This window comes from Albidovulum litorale (assembly GCF_025751495.1).
In the GTDB taxonomy this organism is placed as follows: domain Bacteria; phylum Pseudomonadota; class Alphaproteobacteria; order Rhodobacterales; family Rhodobacteraceae; genus Albidovulum; species Albidovulum litorale.
In genome coordinates, this window is the sequence record NZ_JAOWKZ010000003.1 from 418,542 (window position 1) to 436,589 (window position 18,048).

An 18,048-nucleotide genomic window follows, 5' to 3' on the forward strand; every position below is an offset into this window, starting at 1 on the left:
GCATCTGAAGCAAAGGGAGCCGAGATGGACAAGATGATCAAGAACGCGACACTAAGCTTCAACGGAAAAACGATCGACCTGCCCATCCTGCAACCGACCGTGGGCCCCGAGGTCATCGACATCCGCAAGCTCTACGGTCAGGGCGATGTTTTCACCTACGACCCGGGCTTTACCTCGACCGCTGCCTGCGACAGCGCCATCACCTATATCGACGGTGACAAGGGCGAACTGCTCTATCGCGGCTACCCGATCGAACAACTGGCCGAGAAATCGCATTTCCTCGAAGTCTGCTACCTGCTCCTCTACGGTGAACTGCCTGACGAAGGTCAGATGAAGGACTTCGAAGCGCGGGTCACGAACCACACGATGGTGCATGAGCAGATGCACTATTTCTTCCGCGGGTTCCGCCGCGACAGCCATCCGATGGCGACCATGGTCGGTGTCGTCGGCGCGATGTCGGCCTTCTATCACGACAGTACCGATATCAACGATCCCTGGCAGCGTGAGGTCGCCGCGATCCGCATGATCGCAAAACTGCCGACGATCGCTGCGATGGCTTACAAGTATTCGCTGGGTCAGCCGTTCGTCTATCCGAAGAACGCGCTCGATTATCCGTCGAACTTCCTCCACATGTGCTTTGCCGTTCCGTGCGAGGACTATGTCGTCAACCCGATCCTGTCGAAGGCGATGGACCGGATCATGATGCTGCATGCCGACCACGAACAGAACGCCTCGACCTCGACCGTGCGGCTGGCGGGCTCCTCAGGCGCCAACCCCTTCGCCTGCATCGCCGCTGGTATCGCCTGTCTCTGGGGTCCCGCCCATGGCGGCGCCAACCAGGCCTGCCTCGAGATGCTGCGCGAGATCGGCACGGTCGAGAACATCCCCGACGCGATCCGCCGGGCAAAGGACAAGTCCGATCCGTTCCGCCTGATGGGCTTCGGTCACCGGGTGTACAAGAACTTCGACCCGCGCGCGAAGGTGATGAAGGAAAGTGCCGACGAGGTGCTGGACCTTCTCGGCATCCACGACAACGAAACGCTGAAGGTCGCCAAGGAGCTGGAGCGGATCGCGCTTGAGGACGAGTATTTCGTCGAGAAGAAGCTTTACCCGAACGTCGACTTCTATTCGGGCATCATCCTCGAGGCGATGGGCTTCCCGACCTCAATGTTCACGCCGATCTTCGCGGTCAGCCGCACGGTTGGCTGGATTTCGCAGTGGAAGGAAATGATCGCCGATCCGACCCAGAAAATCGGCCGCCCGCGTCAGCTTTATATCGGCCAGACGCGGCGCGATTACACTGACGTGGCCAAGCGCTGATCACAGGTGAACGATTGGAAAGGCCGCCTCGAAAGAGGCGGCCTTTTTATTCTTTCAAACATTCAAGTTCTTCCGGAAGGGACGCAAAAGCCCAGGCGCCTCACGCCGCCGTCGCATGCTCCTTGGAAATCCGCTCGGCTTCCTTACCGTAGATCTCTTCGTAGTGGTCAAAGCTCATCTCGTGCCAGGCGGTCCCTTGCGTGGACGAACCGAGCGCCATGGCGAGGTCTTCCTCAGCCGATGCCGGCAGAAGCGCCCGGAACACGTCCCATCCCCGGTAGTCAGGATCGCCGTCAAAGCCAAGAACCTGCCCCTTCAGCGAAGAGATCAGCGATACCATCGCGCCCGAATAGATGGAGGGGACATGGATATCGACCCGCTCGATCGGTTGCAGCAGGACGGGTCCTGCCTTGCCAAGGGCCTCGCGCAAAGCCATGCGGCCAGCCGTGCGGAAGGCAAAGTCGGAACTGTCGACTGCGTGGTGCTTGCCATCGGTCAATGTCACCGAAACATCGGTGACCGGGAAGCCCAACGGCCCTTTGTCCAAGGCCTCGCGTGCACCTTCCTCAACCGCCGGGATGTAGTTTTTGGGCACGGCACCGCCCTTGACCACCTCGTCGAAGAGGAACCCCTCGCCCCGCGCTGATGGTTTGACAATGACCGCGACATCGGCGAACTGGCCTGCCCCCCCTGACTGCTTTCGGTGGCGGTAATGTTCATCGACCTGAGACGATATCGTCTCCAGGTAGCGCGGGTCGGGCACATGGGTTGTGACCTCAACCCCGAAATCATCGGCTAGAGTCGCGAGTGTCTGACGCTCATGCATCACGCCCTGCAACTTCAACAGTGCATGGCCCGTAGCTTGATCCTGTTCCAGCCGCAGCATCGGATCGGCCTCGGCCAACCTCGCGAGCGCGGTCGACAGCCGCACCTCGTCGCGCTCATGCGCGGGCGAAACGAGACGTGCCAAGGCGGGCGGGCAGCCCCTGCCCCAATCCGGCACCGGTGATCCGCTCGATGCGGAAAAGACCTTGCCTGCATCGAGCTGGTCGGATTTTACCGAAATCCCGATTTCCCCCACCTCAAGGTGATCGTTGCCTGCCTTACCTCCGATCTCGACAAGTCCGCCAAGACCGCCGCCGCCAAGCTGCGACCCGACCTTGACGCCTCCCTGCAGAGCCCGAAGCATCACGCATTTGCCAAGGTGCTTGCGGATCTGGGCGTGAAAGCCGATGGCCACTGCATCCTTGACGCCCAGCCTATCTTTCAGCGCGGATACGTCCGGCGCCTCGTGCCGGAGCGCCTTCATCAGCCGCAGGATGCCGTTCTTGTGGCTGGCAGCCCCCAGAAAGGTTGGGACGACATCGCGGTGCTGGGTTTCGCGCTTCGCGATCTCGAACAAAGCGCCGGTTGCTGGCTCATGATCCTCGATCAATTCCTCCAGAAGCTTGTCGTCATAATCCGACATCTGTTCCAGAAGCTCGGCGCGCGCCTCGTGCTCCCGGTCGGCCTCGCCCTTCGGCATCTCCACAAGCTGCGACGGCTGTCCTTCACGGTAACGCCATGCGCGTTCGGAAATCAGATCGATGGCACCCACAACTTCGCCGCCCTCGCGGATCGGGATCTGACGCAGGACGACGGAATGGCCGGTATAGGCCTGAAGCGCCGCGACGATGTCGCGCACCCGGCCCTTCGGCGCATCCATCTTGTTGATGAAGATGAAGGAGGGGACATTCGCCGCCTCGGCTGCCCTGATCCAGGGTGCTGCGAGCACAGCCTCATCTGGATCGGGTGCCACGCAGATCACAGCCGCATCGGCCGCGAGCAAAGCCGCGCCTCCCATGCGGGCGAATTCCGGCCCACCCGCAACATCGATGGCGCACCAATCCTCCCCCATGAAGCCAAAGCGGGTCAGCGTCAGGTGACCGGCCGTCTCGGACCGGGGATGAGCGTCCTCAAGCGCCGCCAGCGCCCCGACAAGCTCCGTCTTCCCCGATTGAGACGGCCCCAATACCGTGAAACAGCGCATGGATTTCCCCCTGTCGGCACGTCAGGCGAGCGCTTTTGGTGGCTGGCCCCCGTGCCTTCCGGGCCATGCGCCCTTTTGGCTTAACTCTCGGCTGCGAAGCGCCTTTGGTCAAGGATGGAAAGGATCGTCTCCTTCATCTTGGGCGAAATACATCCGCCGGAGGCAATCCCGAAGCGCCGGGTTGTGGCCGGGCAGTGAGCTATGTCATGGCGCGTGAACCGCACCTTATAACGATTAAAGCTAGCGGCCCTGAAACCGCGCGGGACGTTTTTCCAGAAAGGCATCAACACCTTCACGGAAATCTGCGGTCCGTCCGCATTCGCCCTGCAACCGCGCCTCTAGCGCCAACTGCGCCTCGATATCGTTCGACAAGGACGCCCGCACCGCCTGTTTCACCCTTGCATAGGCCGCCGTCGGCCCCTTCGCCAGCTGCGCCGCCCGCGCCCGCCAATACGCGTCGAAAGCATCGTCGGCAACCGCTTCCCAGATCATGCCCCAGTCGGCGGCCTGCCGTGCCGTCACCTTGTCGGCAAACAACGCCGCCCCCATCGCCTTGGCCATCCCCATGGCGCGCGGCAGCACAAAGGTGCCGCCCGCGTCGGGGATCAGCCCGATCCGGGTGAAGGCCTGAATGAAACTCGCACTTTCTGATGCGATCACCACATCGGCGGCCAGCGCCAGATTGGCCCCTGCCCCCGCAGCAGCCCCGTTCACTGCGGAAATCACCGGCACCTCGGCGGCAAGGATCGCCCGCAGCATCGGTTCGTATTCCTCGGCGAGAGTCTTTGAGAGGTCGAAATCGCCATCAACCCGGTCGCTCAGATCCTGCCCCGAACAAAAGGCGCGCCCCGTGCCGGTCAGCACGATCACCCGCGCCGATGCGGCAGCGTTCGTCACCGCGGCTGTGATCTCTGCCCGCATCTTCGTATTGAGTGCATTCATCACTGCGGGCCGATTGAGCGTGATGACGGCAACCCCGTCCGCCTCATCAAACAGGATCGTCTCATACGTCATGCATTTCTCCTCGGAGGCTTTTTACGCCCCAGATTAGCGAGCCCGCCAGAAGGCCAAAGCGAAACCGCACGTCACTTTTTCAGGATTTCCTTAAGCCGCGCCTGCTCGTCAGCGCTGAGTGGCGCAGGAGCGGCGTCAGGCGCCGCTTTGCGCCGACGCAAATAGAGTGCCGCGGAACTCAACGCAACGATAAGCATCGCTGGTCCGGCAGTCCAGAGGATCAGGTTTTCGCCAGATGCGGTCGGTTGCAGCAGCACATATTCGCCATATCGGTCGACTAGATAGGCAATGACCTCGTCATCGCTGTCCCCGGCAACGAGGCGCTCGCGCACCAGAACGCGCAGGTCACGGGCCAGATCGGCATTGGATTCGTCGATATTCTCGTTGCGGCAGACCAGGCAGCGCAGGCCCTTCGACAATTCGCGCGCCCGCGCCTCCAGCACCGGATCGGCAAGGATCTCATCGGGTTGCACCGCCTGGGCGGGGGCAGCCAGAAGGCAGAGGGACAGGATCAGCCAGCGCATCGCCTATTCCGCCGGTTGGGCCATGGCGGGCGCCTTGCGGGCCCCGGCGGCGACACGGTATCGGCGGTCGGTCAGGCTCAGGATGCCGCCAAGGGCCATCAGGATCGCACCGCCCCAGATCCAGTTGGCGAAGGGCTTGATATAGGTCCTGACCGCCCAGCCGCCATCATTCTGCGGATCGCCGATGACGACATAGATGTCGCGCCAGATCCCGTTGGAAATCGCTGCCTCGGTCGTCGGCATCGCGGCGACCGGATAGACCCGTTTCTCGGGGTGAAGCAGCGCCACCTCCACGCCCTTGCGGCTGACCCGCATCGTCGCGGTGGTCGAGAGGAAGTTCGGCCCCTCGACCTGCTCGACCTTTTCAAGGGCGATGTCATAGCCCGCGACATCGAATGTCTCGCCGACCTTGGCCACCCGGATATCCTCGACATCCCAGGCCATCAGGCAGGCGATACCGATGAAGACAATGCCAAGCCCGGAATGGGCGCAGGCCTTGCCCCAGTCCGCGCGCGGCAAGCGCGCCAGACGCCCGCCCTTGCGGCCTGCCCGCTGCCACAGCTCGGCCCCGGCCCCGGCGATCAGCCAGACACCCAAAGCCACGCCAACCGGTGCCAGAGCGGACCCGCCCGTGGACATCGCAAAAGCCAGCGCCCCAAAGGCAACCGCCAGTATCATGGCGGGATAAAGCGGTTTCAGGCTGCGCCCGATCCGCGCACGCTTCCACGGCATGATCGCCCCGATGGGCAGGATCACGGCAAGGATGACCATGAACGGCGTGAAGGCCTGATTGAAGAAGGGCGCGCCGACCGAAAGCTTCCGGTCGAAGGCCAGTTCGGCGATCAGCGGCCAGAGCGTGCCGACGAAGACCACAAAGGCCGCCACCGCCAGCAGCACGTTGTTCATCACCAAAGCCGATTCCCGGCTGACCATGGCGAAAACGCCCTTGGCCTCCATCGCGCCTGCCCGCGCGGCGTAAAGCGTCAGCGCACCGCCGATGAAGACGGCAAGGATCGCGAGGATAAAGATGCCGCGCTCGGGGTCGTTCGCGAAGGCGTGGACGGATGTGATGATGCCCGACCGCACGATGAACGTGCCGATCAGCGAGAAGCCGAAGGCGAGGATCGCCAGAAGGATGGTCCAGCTTTTCAACGCCTCGCGCTTTTCCACCACGATGGCCGAATGCAGCAGGGCTGCAGCAATCAGCCAGGGCATGAAGGACGCATTTTCGACAGGGTCCCAGAACCAGAATCCGCCCCAGCCAAGCTCGTAATAGGCCCACCAGGACCCGAGCGCGATACCGACGGTCAGGAACATCCAGGCCGCTAGCGTCCATGGCCGAACCCAGCGCGCCCATGCGGCGTCGACACGGCCCTCGATCAGCGCGGCGACGGCGAAGGAGAACGCCATCGAAAGGCCCACATAGCCGAGATAGAGGAACGGCGGATGGAAGGCCAAGCCGGGGTCCTGCAACAAGGGGTTCAAGTCCTGCCCGTCGAAGGGCGGCTCGGCCAGACGCAGGAACGGATTCGAGGTAAAGAGGATAAAGGCGAGGAAAGCCACGCCGATCATTGCCTGAACGCTCAGCACCCGCGCCTTCAGCCGGTCGGGTAGGCTTTGCCCGAACCAATGCGCCGAAGCTCCGAAGAGTGCCAGAATCAGCACCCAGAGCAGCATCGAGCCTTCATGGTTCCCCCAGACGCCCGACACCTTGTAGAGCATCGGTTTCAGCGTGTGCGAATTGAGCGTCACCAGCCGCAGCGAAAAGTCGGAAGTGACAAAGGCATGCGTCAACGCCCCAAAGGAAACCGCAATGCAGAGAAACTGCGCCGACGCCGCAGGCCCCGCCATTGCCATCCAGCCGCGCCAGCCCTTATGCGCGCCGACAAGCGGCACCACCGCCTGAAGCGTGGCGATCATGAGGGCGAGGATAAGGGTGAAATGGCCAAGCTCTGCGATCATGCCGCGGAGCATAGAGCGTTGCGCGGGCGCCGCCAATGGGCTGCGATTCAATGTCGCGGGAGGCGTGTCGGATCAGCGGTCGACGCGCTGCCGCCATTCGCGGAGCGCTACGTTGTCGTCGTCTTGCGATGTCGCCGCCGAGGCGACCGGAAGCGGCGCGACCTGTGTCCTTGTGCGGAAATAATGCGCCTCACGCGCGCCGAAATAGAAACCGACGATAGCGGCGAGAAGCCACCACAAGGGTTCGGGCACGTAGTTCAGCCCCACCATGCGTCGGGTGAAGCTATCCGGGTCGACCATCGCGTAAACGAAAAGCCCAAGTGTACCCAAGGCCAGCATCGGCCGTGGCAGGCGGTTCAGCGCATTGACGAAACGGTCGAAGATGCCGTCCCCAACATATTGAAACTCAGTCCCGTATTCGCCAAGCGCGGCCATGTAGGCGTCATGCGCGGCCTGCATCTTTTTTGTGGCATTGGGGCGAAAGACCTCCGCCACGCCGGTTGCGGCCTGCCCCAGCGCCGTGGTGGCGGAGGGATCGCCGAGTATGCGTCCGATCAGGCCCATGTCGCGGTCCTTGTCCGGTGTTCGGCCTCGGTCAGGTGGAAGCGCGGAGAGATGAACTCCTCGGCGCGTGCGATCCAACCGCCCTTGCCGCCATCGCGGCGGCGCGCATATTTGCGGCTGGAGGGGCGGGCATCGGCAAGCGCGTAATAGTAGTTGCGCCGGGCGATGCCATAGGCATCGGCGACAAGCTCGGGCCGGTCCCCGCAGACCTTGTGGGCGGCGGCGATGCTGATGGGGCCGAGCGCGCCATCGACGGTCAGGACGTGGCCCATCTCGTTCAGGAGGCGTTGCAACACCTTCACGGCGTTGGAGCCCGCGTTGACATACATGTCGAAGACCGAAGGTTGCAGTGCCTCCGGCAATTCGGCGATGCGCGGGCGGCGGTAATAGTGGTCAACGAAAATCCCGACCGCCTGATCGCGTGTCAGACGGCGCACATCGGCACCCGTCACCTTGCCGTCGCCGTTCAGGTCGATCCCGAGGCGCCGCATCGTGTGGATGGTGACGCCGTGATTGGTCGCGCCGCCGGGATCGTCGGGGTCGTTCACATAGCCGCCCTCGCGGGCGACGATGGCTTTGGCGATGTCTGTGACTGTCTGCATGAGCCTTTTCCCTTCACTGAAGGGAAAGGCTCGGGCCGAAAGGTTAATTCGTCGCTGCGGCAGCGTCCGGTTCGACATACACGCCCTGTTCCTTCAAGGCATCGATCACTTCCTTCGGCATGTAGGTCTCGTCGTGCTTGGCAAGTATCTCGGTCGCCTCGAACGTACCATCGATCAGCTTTCCCGTGGCGACGACGCCTTCGTTTTCGCCAAAAAGATCGGGGAGGACACCTTCGTATCTCACGGGGATCGCCGCACCGCCATCGGTGACGCTGAAGGTGATCGCCGCCCCCTGACCACGCACAAGGCTGCCCTCTTCCACCAGCCCGCCGATGCGGAAGGTCTCATTCGGTCCCGGCGCCTTCTCGGCGACTTCGGTGGGCGAGCGGAAATACTGCAGCGCATCGGGCGCGGCATAGTAGAAGGCCGCGAAACTCGTCACCATCGCCACGGCGGCCAGAACGATAATCTGAATGCGGCGCTGTTTCTTCAGTCCCTTCATCTGATCCTCACGGAAAGACCGGCGCGAGCATCAGCCCCGCCGTTTCATCGAGCCCAAGCATCAGGTTGGCGTTCTGCACCGCCTGACCCGAGGAGCCTTTGTTCAGGTTGTCGAGCGCCGCCACGACCAGCGCGCGGCCCGGCTTGCGGTCGCCGATGACGCCGATATGGCAGAAGTTCGACCCCGCGACCGCGCCCGTCCCCGGGGCCTGACCGAAGGGCAGGACGGTCAGGAAGGGTTCATCGGCATAACGCGCGGCCAAAGCGGCATGGATCGCCTGCGCATCGCCCTTGACGTAGCAGGAGGCAAGGATGCCACGCGACATCGGCACGAGATGCGGGGTGAACATGATCTCGACCTTCCGGCCCGCAAGGGCACTGAATTCCTGATCGAATTCTCCCAGATGCCGGTGCTTGCCGCCTTGACTATAGCCAAGCACGTCGGTCTGCCGTTCCGTGAACAGCATGTTTTCCTTAAGGCTGCGCCCTGCGCCAGAGATGCCGTTCTTCAGATCGCATATGATGTCATCAAGGTCGATGAGCTCGCCTTCAATCAGCGGGCGCAGCGCGAACTGCACGGTCGCGGCGTTGCAGCCGGTCCCGGCCACCAGCCGTGCGGCGCGGATGTCGTCACGGTAGAACTCGGTCAGGCCATAAACGGCTTCTTTCTGTAATTCGACCGCGACATGCGGCGCACCGTACCATTTTTCATAGGCCGCCGGATCGCGCAGCCGGAAATCGGCGCCAAGGTCGACGACCTTCACCGAGCGCGGCAGATCACGCACCAAAGCCTGTGACAGGCCATGCGGCAGGGCCGCGAAACAAAGGTCGATCTTTGAGAAGTCGATCTCTTCAATCGTTGAAAGTGTCGGCAGGTCGAGATGACGCAGCTGCGGATAGACGCTCGCCATCTCCTGCCCGGCCTTGCGGTCGGCGGACAGAGCGGCGATCTCCATCGCGGGATGGGTGGCGATGATGCGGACAAGCTCGGCCCCGGTATAGCCGGACGCGCCGAGAATGGCGATATTGTGGGTCATTCAACTCTCCGCAAATTGCGAGCCTTACATGTACAATCGCCCGTCTGCTTTCAACCGTATTAATCTTGGCTGACAATCCATCAATTCAGCTTCAACGAGCTTGCTTCCCGGTGCATCCATTGTGCTCCCGTGCCCGAAACCTGATGTGCACCAGATTGCCGCCGACATGACAGTCATTTTTTTAACCTTGTCGAGAGAGTTTCGTAGGCTCAAGGAGGCTAGTGCTGTTCCGTCCTCGCGCACCACCTTCTCCCACCATTATCTCATAGGTTCGGTCGAGAGAAAGTGGGCCCTGCACTCTCTCAATTTGCCTTGAATTCATGAAGGGCGCTTCGGTTTCGAGAATGGGCAGCAATACCGGCAGGGTGACTTCCGAAGGCTTGAACTCCGCAACCTTCCGGAAAATTGAAACACCCGGGCAGCTTCTTTTGCGATCGCCATGGCTTCGATGTGTCGGGATGGTGACTGCTTCGAAGAACGGCAAGCGTTGCATCTGCAACACGAGTAATGCAAGCCCATCATAACACATTGTATCATGCATCACGATAATCCCGCCCAGTTTCAGCTTTGACCCAAAGTATGCAATTTCGCGATTCAGATGACCAAACGAATGCAATGAATCCAGAAACAGGAAGTCTATGCGACGCCCGTCAAGTCTGTCTTGGACGTCAAACTCCAGTGAGTTGCCAATAGTCGCAACTATGCTTTCCGCGATGTCCTCAGATTCAAAAAAGCGGTTCGGGCCAAGCTTGGCATCGAGAGTATGCACCACTGCATCGGTTGCGACGATGCGCGCGGCCGCCGCTAAATGGCACGTAGAGAATCCGCGTGACGTTCCGGTTTCGATGATTGTCGTGCTTCCGGTATTCAGAACCAGACTTGCCAGCAAATCCGCCACTGGCAGTTCAACGCAATCGTACCGAACTTCGGGATATTTGCTGCGATAAGTACCGATCGCCTCCTCGGAGAGTCTTTCTGCTTGCATCCGAACCGGGAGGTGATACCCGCCACTCCGTGGCTCGTAGAGTTGGCGGCAGATTCGAGACTGAGATCCGATATTCTTTAAAATCTGTTCAAACAAAGCCATCTCCCCGAATGATACGACCTGCCACAGATCCGAAGCAATCAGTCACGGTGCTGTCAGTCTGTATTGGTACGGTACGGACTTGACCGGTTTGTGCAGAGGTTGTTGACACCCTCCACCGGTAGAGTTTCATAGATTGGGTTGAAAACGGGGACAATACATTCTCGTGTCCAATTACGCCGCCTGAAAGGCGATCTTTCGTCGCAGGAACTGCGTGGCCTTGTTCGAGACGCGGGCCGGGTCGCCGGTGGTCAGGAATTTGGCCTCAGTGCCCGTCCCGAGGAAATCCGGCCGGCGCTGCAGATAATCCTTCAGGCTTTCAGCCACCAGATTGGCCTGCGAATAGACCGTGACCGAAGGGCCAAGGGCCTCCTGAAAGACCTTTTCCATGAGGGGATAGTGGGTACAGCCGAGAACCGCCGCCTCGGGCTTCGGCATCCGCCGCCTCAAGGCCTCGACATGGGACCGCACGAGCGCCTCGGCGAGGATCTCATCGCCCTCCTCGATCGCATCGACAACACCGCCGCAGGGCTGCGCCTCCACGTCCACGCCGATTGCGCGGAAGGCAAGCTCTCGCTGGAAGGCACGGGAGGCGACCGTGGCGGGCGTCGCAAAAAGCGCCACATGCTTGACCGCAACCTCGCGCGGCGGGGAATTGTCGCCCCATTGCCGTTCCGTCAGCGCCTCGATCAGTGGGACAAAGACGCCAAGAACGCGTTTGTCCGCCGGGACCCACTTTTCCTGCATCCGGCGGAGAGCAGCGGCCGAGGCGGTATTGCAGGCAAGGATCACAAGGTCGCAGCCTTCGTCCCAAAGCCGTTCGACGCCTGCGCAGGTCAGGTTGTAGATGTCATCGGCATCACGCACGCCGTAAGGCGCATGGGCGTTGTCGCCGAGATAGACGAAGGGCACCTCGGGCAAGGCCTTTGCCACGGCATCATAGACCGTAAGCCCACCAAGACCCGAATCGAAAACGCCGACCGCCATATGCCTGCCCCGTGAAATGCATGCCCGTCTTACGCGCCGGGGCGGCGGAAATCCACGGCTTTTCCACACGCATCCTCGCCGCCTCGAATGGGGCAAGAAAATTCAAGTTTTCTTGGCAAAAGTCATTGAAGATTTTTTCGCCCTATTCGGCTGCCGCCTTCATGGGCGCCCCGCCTGCCCGGATCGTGGCCAGAAGCTCTTCCCGCCGTTTCGCCGCCGCGCGTTCCGCCGCCTGTTTCACCGGACCGAAGCCACGAATGGAAAGCGGCAATTCGGCGAGCGCCACAGCCGCATCTAGTGTTTCCGGCCGGACGCGTGGCAAGACCTCGGCCATATCGGCCTCGTATTGCGCGATCAGCGCGCGCTCCATCTTTCGTTCCGAAGACCTGCCGAAGAGGTCGAGCGTTGTACCCCGAAGGCGCTTCATCGTCGCGAGCAGCCGGAAGACCGGCAGCATCCACGCACCATATTCCTTCTTTACCGGCCTTCCGTCTTTACCTTGCTGCGCAAGGAAGGGCGGTGCGAGATGGAAGGTCATCCGGAAATCGCCGCCGAACTCCGCCTTGGCCTTTCCTGCGGTTTCAAGATGTAGCCGGGCGATCTCGTATTCGTCCTTGTAGGCAAGAAGCTTGTGGTAGCCAATCGCCACCGCCTGACGCATATCTGCAGGCGCGGCATCCACCAGCTTGCGGTAGCGCGCGGCATAGGCCTCGTTCTGATAGGCGGTCAGATGCGCCACACGGAATGCAATTTTTTCCTCCAGCGTCAGATGCTTGGCCGCCGCTTCCGCCAGATGGTCGGCAACCTCGGCCGGGTGCAGCATCGCCCAGCGGCCGATGTCGAAGGCGCGCAGGTTGCCCTGAACGGCAGCGCCATTCAACTCGATCGCTTGCTGGATCGCATTCGCCGACAGGGGCACAAGACCCCGCTGCCAGGCCGCGCCCAAGAGCAGCATGTTGGAGTAAATCGAATCGCCCAGCAGTTTCCGCGCCAGTTCGGAGGCGTCGAGGAACTGCACACGATCCTTCAACCGCGCTTCAAGAGACAGCCGCAACCTTTCAACCGGCAAATGAAAATCGCGATTACGCGTGAAAGCGCCGGTCATGATCTCATGCGCGTTCACCACCGCCCCGGTACGGCCCGTTTTCATCAGGCCCAGCGTCTTGGCCCCGCCGCTGACGACCAGATCGCCGCCGATCACGCAATCGGCCTCTCCAGTCGCGACCCGGATCGCGTTTATATCTTCGGGCTTTTCCGCCAGCCGCAGATGGATATTGACGGCACCACCCTTCTGGGCAAGGCCCGCCATCTCCATCATCCCGGCACCCTTGCCGTCGAGATGCGCTGCCTGTGCCAGAACGGCACCGATTGTCACCACGCCGGTCCCGCCGACGCCGGTGATCAGCACGTTATAGGTGCCCCTGATCGGGGGCAGTTTCGGATCGGGTAGTTTCGGCAGCGTGAATTCGGCCGCGACTGCCTTCTTTACCTCAGCCCCTTTCAACGTCACGAAAGAGGGGCAGAACCCGTCGATGCAGGAGAAGTCCTTGTTGCAGGACGACTGATCTATGGCGCGTTTCCGGCCCAGTTCGGTCTCCACCGGGACAATAGAGACGCAGTTCGACTGGATGCCGCAATCGCCGCAGCCCTCGCAGATATCGGTGTTGATGAAGACGCGTCGGTCAGGGTCCGGAAACGCGCCGCGCTTGCGGCGTCGCCGTTTTTCGGCGGCACAGGTCTGGACATAAAGAATGACAGATACACCCTTGATATCCTTGTATCTCTTCTGCACCTCCGGGAGATCATGTCGCTCGTGCTTCTCGATCTCCGCCGGGAACTGCGAAAGCTCCACCCCCTCCTTCTCGTCATAAACGAGGGCCACGTTCTTCACCCCCATCGCCATGACCTCGCGTGCGATCTGAGGCGCGGTCAGCCCGCCTTCATTCGGTTGGCCGCCGGTCATCGCGACGGCGTCGTTGAAGAGGATCTTGTAGGTGATGTTGGTCCCCGCCGCCAAAGCGGCACGGATCGCAAGGATGCCGGAATGGTTGTAGGTGCCGTCACCAAGGTTCTGGAACACATGGCCGCGTGTGGAGAACGGCGCTTGCCCTACCCAGTTCACGCCCTCGCCGCCCATCTGCGTGGCCCAGCGGGTATCGCGATCCATCCAGACGGTCATGAAGTGGCAACCGATGCCGGAATACGCAACCGAGCCTTCCGGAACCTTCGTCGATGTGTTGTGGGGACAGCCCGAGCAGAAATAAGGCGTCCGCTGCGCCAGTTCCGGCACATTGTCGGCCCACCGCGCCTCGCGCACCTCGCTCAGGCAGGCGCGCATCTCATCGGTCGCACGACCCTCCTCAATCAGAATGTCGCCGATCTTTTCCGCAATCATCGCGGGATCAAGCGCGTAACGGGTCGGGAACAATTCTTCGCGGTGCATGCCGCCCGCGCCGCCCTTGTACCAGCCATAGACTCGCCGGCCCTGACGGTCGTCAAAGATCGCCTCCTTGATCTGGACTTCCATCAGCTTGCGCTTTTCCTCGACCACAATGATCAGGTCGAGCCCTTCTGCCCAGTCATGGAAACTGAGCATATCGAGCGGGAAAGTCTGCCCCACCTTGTAGGTGGTGATGCCCAGCCGCTCGGCCTCGGCGGCATCGATCCCTAACATTTCGAAGGCATGGCAGAGGTCGAGCCAGTTCTTGCCCGCCGACACAAAACCGATCTTCGCCCCCGACTTGCCCCAGACCCGTTTGTCGATCTTGTTGGCGCGCGCAAAGGCCTCGGCTGCATGGCGTTTGTAGTCGATCATCCGGGTTTCCTGGAGGACCGGCGTGTCGCCAAGCTGGATATTAAGCCCGCCTTCGGGCATCTGGAACTCGGGTGTGACGAATGACATCCGGAACGGATCTCCATCGACGACCGCCGTTGCCTCGGCCGTGTCCTTCATGGTCTTGAGGCCGACCCAGACTCCGGCAAAGCGCGACAGGGCCCAGCCATAGATGCCGTAATCCAGCACTTCCTGAACGCCGGCCGGGCTGACGACCGGCATATAGACATCGACCATCGCCCAGTCGGACTGGTGCAACGTCAGGGAGCTTTCGCCGGTATGGTCGTCACCCATCGCCATCAGCACGCCGCCATGCTTCGATGATCCAGCAAGGTTCGCGTGCCGCATCACATCGCCCGTACGGTCCACCCCCGGCCCCTTGCCGTACCAGAGGCCGAAGACGCCGTCATAGCGCCCCTCGCCATACATTTCGGCCTGCTGGGTGCCCCAGAGCGCGGTCGCAGCAAGATCCTCGTTCAGGCCCGGTTCAAAGCGGATATCGTTGGCATCGAGCAGTTTCTTCGCCCGCGCCATGTTCAGATCGACCCCGCCGAGCGGAGAGCCGCGATAGCCCGAGACGTAACCGGCGGTATTCAGCCCCGCCTTCCGGTCGCGTTCCTTCTGCATCAGCATCAGGCGCACAAGCGCCTGTGTGCCGTTCAAAAGCACAGGTGATTTGGTCAGGTCGTACCGATCATTGAGGCTGATCTGCGGCTTGCTCATCTGGCCCTCCCCGCTAGCAGAGCAGCACCATTATAGGTCAAAACTTCTGACCTACAAAGCGCCTTTTTTCTGACCATCCGGACAGTTTTGTTCCAGTTACATTGCAGTTTTACTTTCCCGGCTTAAGTAATTCCGCCATAAAGCCGGGACGCAAAACGACAGAAAGCACCAGGATGGACTGGGACAAGCTCAGAATCTTCCACGCGGTCGCCGATGCGGGAAGTCTTACGCATGCGGGCGAGAGCCTGAACCTGTCGCAATCCGCCGTCAGCCGCCAGATCCGCGCGCTGGAAGAGAGCCTGCACACCACCCTTTTTCACCGCCATGCGCGGGGACTGATTCTCACCGAGCAGGGCGAATTGCTGTTCGACGCGACGTCGGCGATGAACAAGCGTCTGGAAACTGCCGCAGCCCGCATCCGCGACAGCGAGGATGAGGTATTTGGCGAACTCAAGGTCACGACAACCACGGCTTTCGGGACGCTCTGGCTCGCGCCGCGCCTCGGCAAGCTTTACGACAAGTATCCCGATCTGAAGATCGAGATGATGCTTGAGGAACGTGTACTTGACCTCCCGATGCGTGAGGCCGATGTCGCGATCCGCATGAAGGAACCCAGTCAGGCCGACCTGATACGCCGAAGGCTGATGAACATCCGGATGCGGCTCTATGCTACCGCAGAATATCTTGAACAGGCCGGAACCCCGGAATCACTCGAAGACCTCGGCAGGCACCGGCTGATCAGTCAGAGCCTGACCGCCCCGCAGGTCGGGGCCGGGGCAACGCTGGTTCAGACCCTTCTGGCCCATGACATCCGTTCGACGCTGACCGTGAACAGCTATTACGGCGTACTGCAATCGGTGCTGTCGCATCTCGGCATCGGTGTGCTGCCGGATTACCTGACGGATGACTTCCCCAACCTTGTGCGCGTCCTGCCGGATGTGGAATCCGGCGAGGTGCCGGTCTTTCTCGCCTATCCCGAGGAACTCCGGCAATCCAAACGCGTGGCGGCCTTCCGCGACTTCGTGATGGAAGAGATCATTCTTTACCGAAAAAGCCGCCGCGACGAGCAGACAACCTGAAATTGCAGTGAGGCATGTGCGCAACGCATACCGGCCATGACACGATTCAGATGCGTTTTTCCTTGATCCGGCGAAACCCACAACCTAGATAGGAATAGAAGCCAGCGGTTGAGGAAACTCTCGCTGACTTCTACCTCCCTGTTGGACTTAGGCCGAGCTTGTCTCGGCCTTTTTTTTGTTTCGCGGGCAGTCATGGCATGATGCCCTACGGCTGTCCACCAACAAGTGAAAGCAAGTGCCTATCTGGATCTTTATTCCGTCAGAAATTCATTCACTGCTGAAGCAGGCGTCGCCTTTGTCCAATTCCTGACAGCGGGTGGTCATTCTGTAGGCATCTCGACTTTGCAGAGCCCCAAGGATCGGCAGGTTTCGATTAGGGTTTAAACGAAGCTGACGCCCCTACGCTGCGCCCGCAATCTCGGGTCGTGCGACTTGATCAATACCGACCGCCCCTCCAGCGCCTCGTCGCAGCGATCCAGGGTCTCGCGCTCCAACCGCTCCATCGCTTCGGCGGTGTAGAAGGTCAGATGCGGCAACATCAGGACGTTGGGGAGGCTGAAGAGCGGGCTCATGAGGTGGTCGGAGAGGTTGAGAGGTTCAGCGGAAAAGACATCCAGCCCGGCACCGGCGATACGGCCTTCGGTCAGTGCCGCGACCAGGGCAGCCTCATCCACCAATGCGCCGCGTGACGAGTTGATGAGGAGAGCGGTGGGTTTCATCGCGGCAAGTTCGGCGGCGCCGATGATATGGCGGGTCGTGGCGTTCAGTGTGCAGTGGAGCGAAACGAAATCGCTTTGCCTGAGCAGGTCGTGCAGATCGTCGACCTTTTCGACGCCACACGCGGCCATCTCCCCGGCTTCCATGCCGGGCGTATAGGATATGACCCGCGCGCGAAAGCCCTGCCCCGCCATGCGAGCAAAGCTGCGCCCGATCCTGCCCAGCCCGACGATGCCGACGGTCTTTCCCGCGATATCCGAGCCCATCCACCGGGCGGTGGGCCAGGCCCAGCCCTCGGCCCGCATCTGGCGGTCGAGGGGGATCAGCTTTTTCGCCAGCGCGATCATCAGGGTGAATGCGCCCTCGGCCACGGTTTCCTCGGCATATTCAGGGATATTGACGACAGGAATGCCGCGCGCGATGGCGGCCGGGATGTCGATCGCGTCGATGCCTACACCGTACTTGACGATCCCCTTCAGGCGCGGCGCGGCGGCGATCACCGCCGCTGTAACCGGTGTGTAACACATGAGCAGAAGGTCTGCGTCGGCCACGGCCGCGACAAGCTCCGCCTCGGACGCGCCGTCAGGCAACAGCACAAGCTCACCTCGTTTGCGCAATTCGGCGTCGAGGAACGGCGTTTCCAGTTCAGCATCGGTGCGAACGGTCTTCATGGCCCCTGACCCGTCTTCGGTTATGCCTTGACCGTGCTATCATGCGGTGATCGGACCAGCCATAGCGGAGGGCACAATGCGCGAGGTTGCCTGCTCTGTAAGGGTCACGGGCCGGGTGCAAGGCGTGGCCTATCGCGCCTGGACGCGGTCTCAGGCCGTGGCGCTCGGCCTTCGGGGCTGGGTCAGGAATCGCGGTGACGGCTCGGTTCTGGCGCTGATCGCGGGGCCTGAGAACGCCGTCGATGCGATGGTCATGGCGATGGCCGAGGGTCCTGGGGCCGCGCGGGTGACCGATGTATCGCGGGAAGAGGCCGATCCGGCCACGGTGCCCACCGGTTTCAGCATCGTGACCTGAAAGGGCCGGCGCCACCCGGAGAGAGGCGGCACCGGCGGTTCTGACG

Annotated in this window: 15 protein-coding genes; 3 read left to right on the top strand and 12 right to left on the bottom strand. The window is 61.5% G+C overall.

All coding sequences use genetic code 11. The annotated features are described in order from the left end of the window. Positions 1 to 33: 33 nt before the first annotated feature. Positions 34 to 1,320, top strand: coding sequence for a citrate synthase (locus OEZ71_RS12910; RefSeq protein ID WP_263740869.1), 1,287 nt, complete (start codon positions 34 to 36; stop codon positions 1,318 to 1,320). A gap of 100 nt (positions 1,321 to 1,420) precedes the next feature. Here OEZ71_RS12910 and OEZ71_RS12915 read toward each other — a convergent pair whose 3' ends face one another. From OEZ71_RS12915 to OEZ71_RS12965, 11 genes are all read right to left on the bottom strand, one after another. Then, complete coding sequence (locus OEZ71_RS12915) at positions 1,421 to 3,349, bottom strand: elongation factor G (protein ID WP_263740398.1); 1,929 nt, start codon at positions 3,347 to 3,349, stop codon at positions 1,421 to 1,423. 240 nt (positions 3,350 to 3,589) lie between these two features. Then, on the bottom strand, positions 3,590 to 4,363 hold the full coding sequence (locus OEZ71_RS12920) for an enoyl-CoA hydratase-related protein (RefSeq protein WP_263740399.1): 774 nt from the start codon (positions 4,361 to 4,363) through the stop codon (positions 3,590 to 3,592). Positions 4,364 to 4,434: 71 nt separating this feature from the next. Then, positions 4,435 to 4,887, bottom strand: a complete 453-nt coding sequence (locus OEZ71_RS12925) for a cytochrome c-type biogenesis protein (protein ID WP_263740400.1) — start codon at positions 4,885 to 4,887, stop codon at positions 4,435 to 4,437. Positions 4,888 to 4,890: 3 nt separating this feature from the next. Beyond that, positions 4,891 to 6,849 carry a heme lyase CcmF/NrfE family subunit gene (locus OEZ71_RS12930; protein WP_263740401.1) on the bottom strand — a complete coding sequence of 653 codons (1,959 nt, stop codon included), beginning with the start codon at positions 6,847 to 6,849 and terminating at the stop codon, positions 4,891 to 4,893. Between the two features lie 72 nt (positions 6,850 to 6,921). Beyond that, complete coding sequence (locus OEZ71_RS12935; protein WP_263740402.1) at positions 6,922 to 7,413, bottom strand: holin family protein; 492 nt, start codon at positions 7,411 to 7,413, stop codon at positions 6,922 to 6,924. After that, positions 7,404 to 8,015: a holin-associated N-acetylmuramidase gene (locus tag OEZ71_RS12940; protein ID WP_263740403.1), complete on the bottom strand. Its 612-nt coding sequence runs from the start codon at positions 8,013 to 8,015 to the stop codon at positions 7,404 to 7,406. The genes OEZ71_RS12935 and OEZ71_RS12940 overlap by 10 nt, the downstream gene beginning before the upstream one ends. Before the next feature lie 43 nt (positions 8,016 to 8,058). Next, positions 8,059 to 8,517, bottom strand: coding sequence for a cytochrome c maturation protein CcmE (gene ccmE / locus OEZ71_RS12945; RefSeq protein ID WP_263740404.1), 459 nt, complete (start codon positions 8,515 to 8,517; stop codon positions 8,059 to 8,061). Between the two features lie 7 nt (positions 8,518 to 8,524). Beyond that, a complete protein-coding gene (gene argC, locus OEZ71_RS12950; RefSeq protein WP_263740405.1) occupies positions 8,525 to 9,553 on the bottom strand; it encodes an N-acetyl-gamma-glutamyl-phosphate reductase in 1,029 nt (342 codons plus the stop codon). A gap of 181 nt (positions 9,554 to 9,734) precedes the next feature. Then, complete coding sequence (locus OEZ71_RS12955) at positions 9,735 to 10,640, bottom strand: class I SAM-dependent methyltransferase (RefSeq protein WP_263740406.1); 906 nt, start codon at positions 10,638 to 10,640, stop codon at positions 9,735 to 9,737. Positions 10,641 to 10,811: 171 nt separating this feature from the next. After that, positions 10,812 to 11,624, bottom strand: a complete 813-nt coding sequence (locus OEZ71_RS12960) for a glutamate racemase (protein WP_263740407.1) — start codon at positions 11,622 to 11,624, stop codon at positions 10,812 to 10,814. 142 nt (positions 11,625 to 11,766) lie between these two features. Then, entirely contained in the window at positions 11,767 to 15,180 is a 3,414-nt protein-coding gene (locus OEZ71_RS12965) for an indolepyruvate ferredoxin oxidoreductase family protein (protein ID WP_263740408.1), read from the bottom strand. A gap of 173 nt (positions 15,181 to 15,353) precedes the next feature. On the opposite strand from OEZ71_RS12965, the gene OEZ71_RS12970 reads away from it, so the two are divergent. After that, complete coding sequence (locus tag OEZ71_RS12970; RefSeq protein ID WP_263740409.1) at positions 15,354 to 16,259, top strand: LysR family transcriptional regulator; 906 nt, start codon at positions 15,354 to 15,356, stop codon at positions 16,257 to 16,259. A 380-nt stretch (positions 16,260 to 16,639) separates the two neighbouring features. Here the strand turns inward: OEZ71_RS12970 and OEZ71_RS12975 are convergent, their stop codons facing one another. Continuing rightward, positions 16,640 to 17,647 (bottom strand): 2-hydroxyacid dehydrogenase, encoded by a 1,008-nt coding sequence (locus OEZ71_RS12975; RefSeq protein WP_263740410.1) that lies wholly within the window; start codon positions 17,645 to 17,647, stop codon positions 16,640 to 16,642. Positions 17,648 to 17,723: 76 nt separating this feature from the next. Here OEZ71_RS12975 and OEZ71_RS12980 point away from each other — a divergent pair, with 76 nt between their 5' ends. Beyond that, the gene (locus OEZ71_RS12980; RefSeq protein ID WP_263740411.1) at positions 17,724 to 18,002 is read left to right on the top strand and encodes an acylphosphatase; all 279 of its coding nucleotides are present in this window, start codon (positions 17,724 to 17,726) and stop codon (positions 18,000 to 18,002) included. Positions 18,003 to 18,048: the final 46 nt, after the last annotated feature.

What these genes read in the sequence shown, in the direction of transcription:
- OEZ71_RS12910 (WP_263740869.1), top strand. Translation starts at nt 34, where the DNA reads ATGATCAAGAACGCGACACTAAGCTTCAACGGAAAAACGATCGACCTG.
- OEZ71_RS12915 (WP_263740398.1), bottom strand. Translation starts at nt 3,349, where the DNA reads ATGCGCTGTTTCACGGTATTGGGGCCGTCTCAATCGGGGAAGACGGAG.
- OEZ71_RS12920 (WP_263740399.1), bottom strand. Translation starts at nt 4,363, where the DNA reads ATGACGTATGAGACGATCCTGTTTGATGAGGCGGACGGGGTTGCCGTC.
- OEZ71_RS12925 (WP_263740400.1), bottom strand. Translation starts at nt 4,887, where the DNA reads ATGCGCTGGCTGATCCTGTCCCTCTGCCTTCTGGCTGCCCCCGCCCAG.
- OEZ71_RS12930 (WP_263740401.1), bottom strand. Translation starts at nt 6,849, where the DNA reads ATGATCGCAGAGCTTGGCCATTTCACCCTTATCCTCGCCCTCATGATC.
- OEZ71_RS12935 (WP_263740402.1), bottom strand. Translation starts at nt 7,413, where the DNA reads ATGGGCCTGATCGGACGCATACTCGGCGATCCCTCCGCCACCACGGCG.
- OEZ71_RS12940 (WP_263740403.1), bottom strand. Translation starts at nt 8,015, where the DNA reads ATGCAGACAGTCACAGACATCGCCAAAGCCATCGTCGCCCGCGAGGGC.
- ccmE (WP_263740404.1), bottom strand. Translation starts at nt 8,517, where the DNA reads ATGAAGGGACTGAAGAAACAGCGCCGCATTCAGATTATCGTTCTGGCC.
- argC (WP_263740405.1), bottom strand. Translation starts at nt 9,553, where the DNA reads ATGACCCACAATATCGCCATTCTCGGCGCGTCCGGCTATACCGGGGCC.
- OEZ71_RS12955 (WP_263740406.1), bottom strand. Translation starts at nt 10,640, where the DNA reads ATGGCTTTGTTTGAACAGATTTTAAAGAATATCGGATCTCAGTCTCGA.
- OEZ71_RS12960 (WP_263740407.1), bottom strand. Translation starts at nt 11,624, where the DNA reads ATGGCGGTCGGCGTTTTCGATTCGGGTCTTGGTGGGCTTACGGTCTAT.
- OEZ71_RS12965 (WP_263740408.1), bottom strand. Translation starts at nt 15,180, where the DNA reads ATGAGCAAGCCGCAGATCAGCCTCAATGATCGGTACGACCTGACCAAA.
- OEZ71_RS12970 (WP_263740409.1), top strand. Translation starts at nt 15,354, where the DNA reads ATGGACTGGGACAAGCTCAGAATCTTCCACGCGGTCGCCGATGCGGGA.
- OEZ71_RS12975 (WP_263740410.1), bottom strand. Translation starts at nt 17,647, where the DNA reads ATGAAGACCGTTCGCACCGATGCTGAACTGGAAACGCCGTTCCTCGAC.
- OEZ71_RS12980 (WP_263740411.1), top strand. Translation starts at nt 17,724, where the DNA reads ATGCGCGAGGTTGCCTGCTCTGTAAGGGTCACGGGCCGGGTGCAAGGC.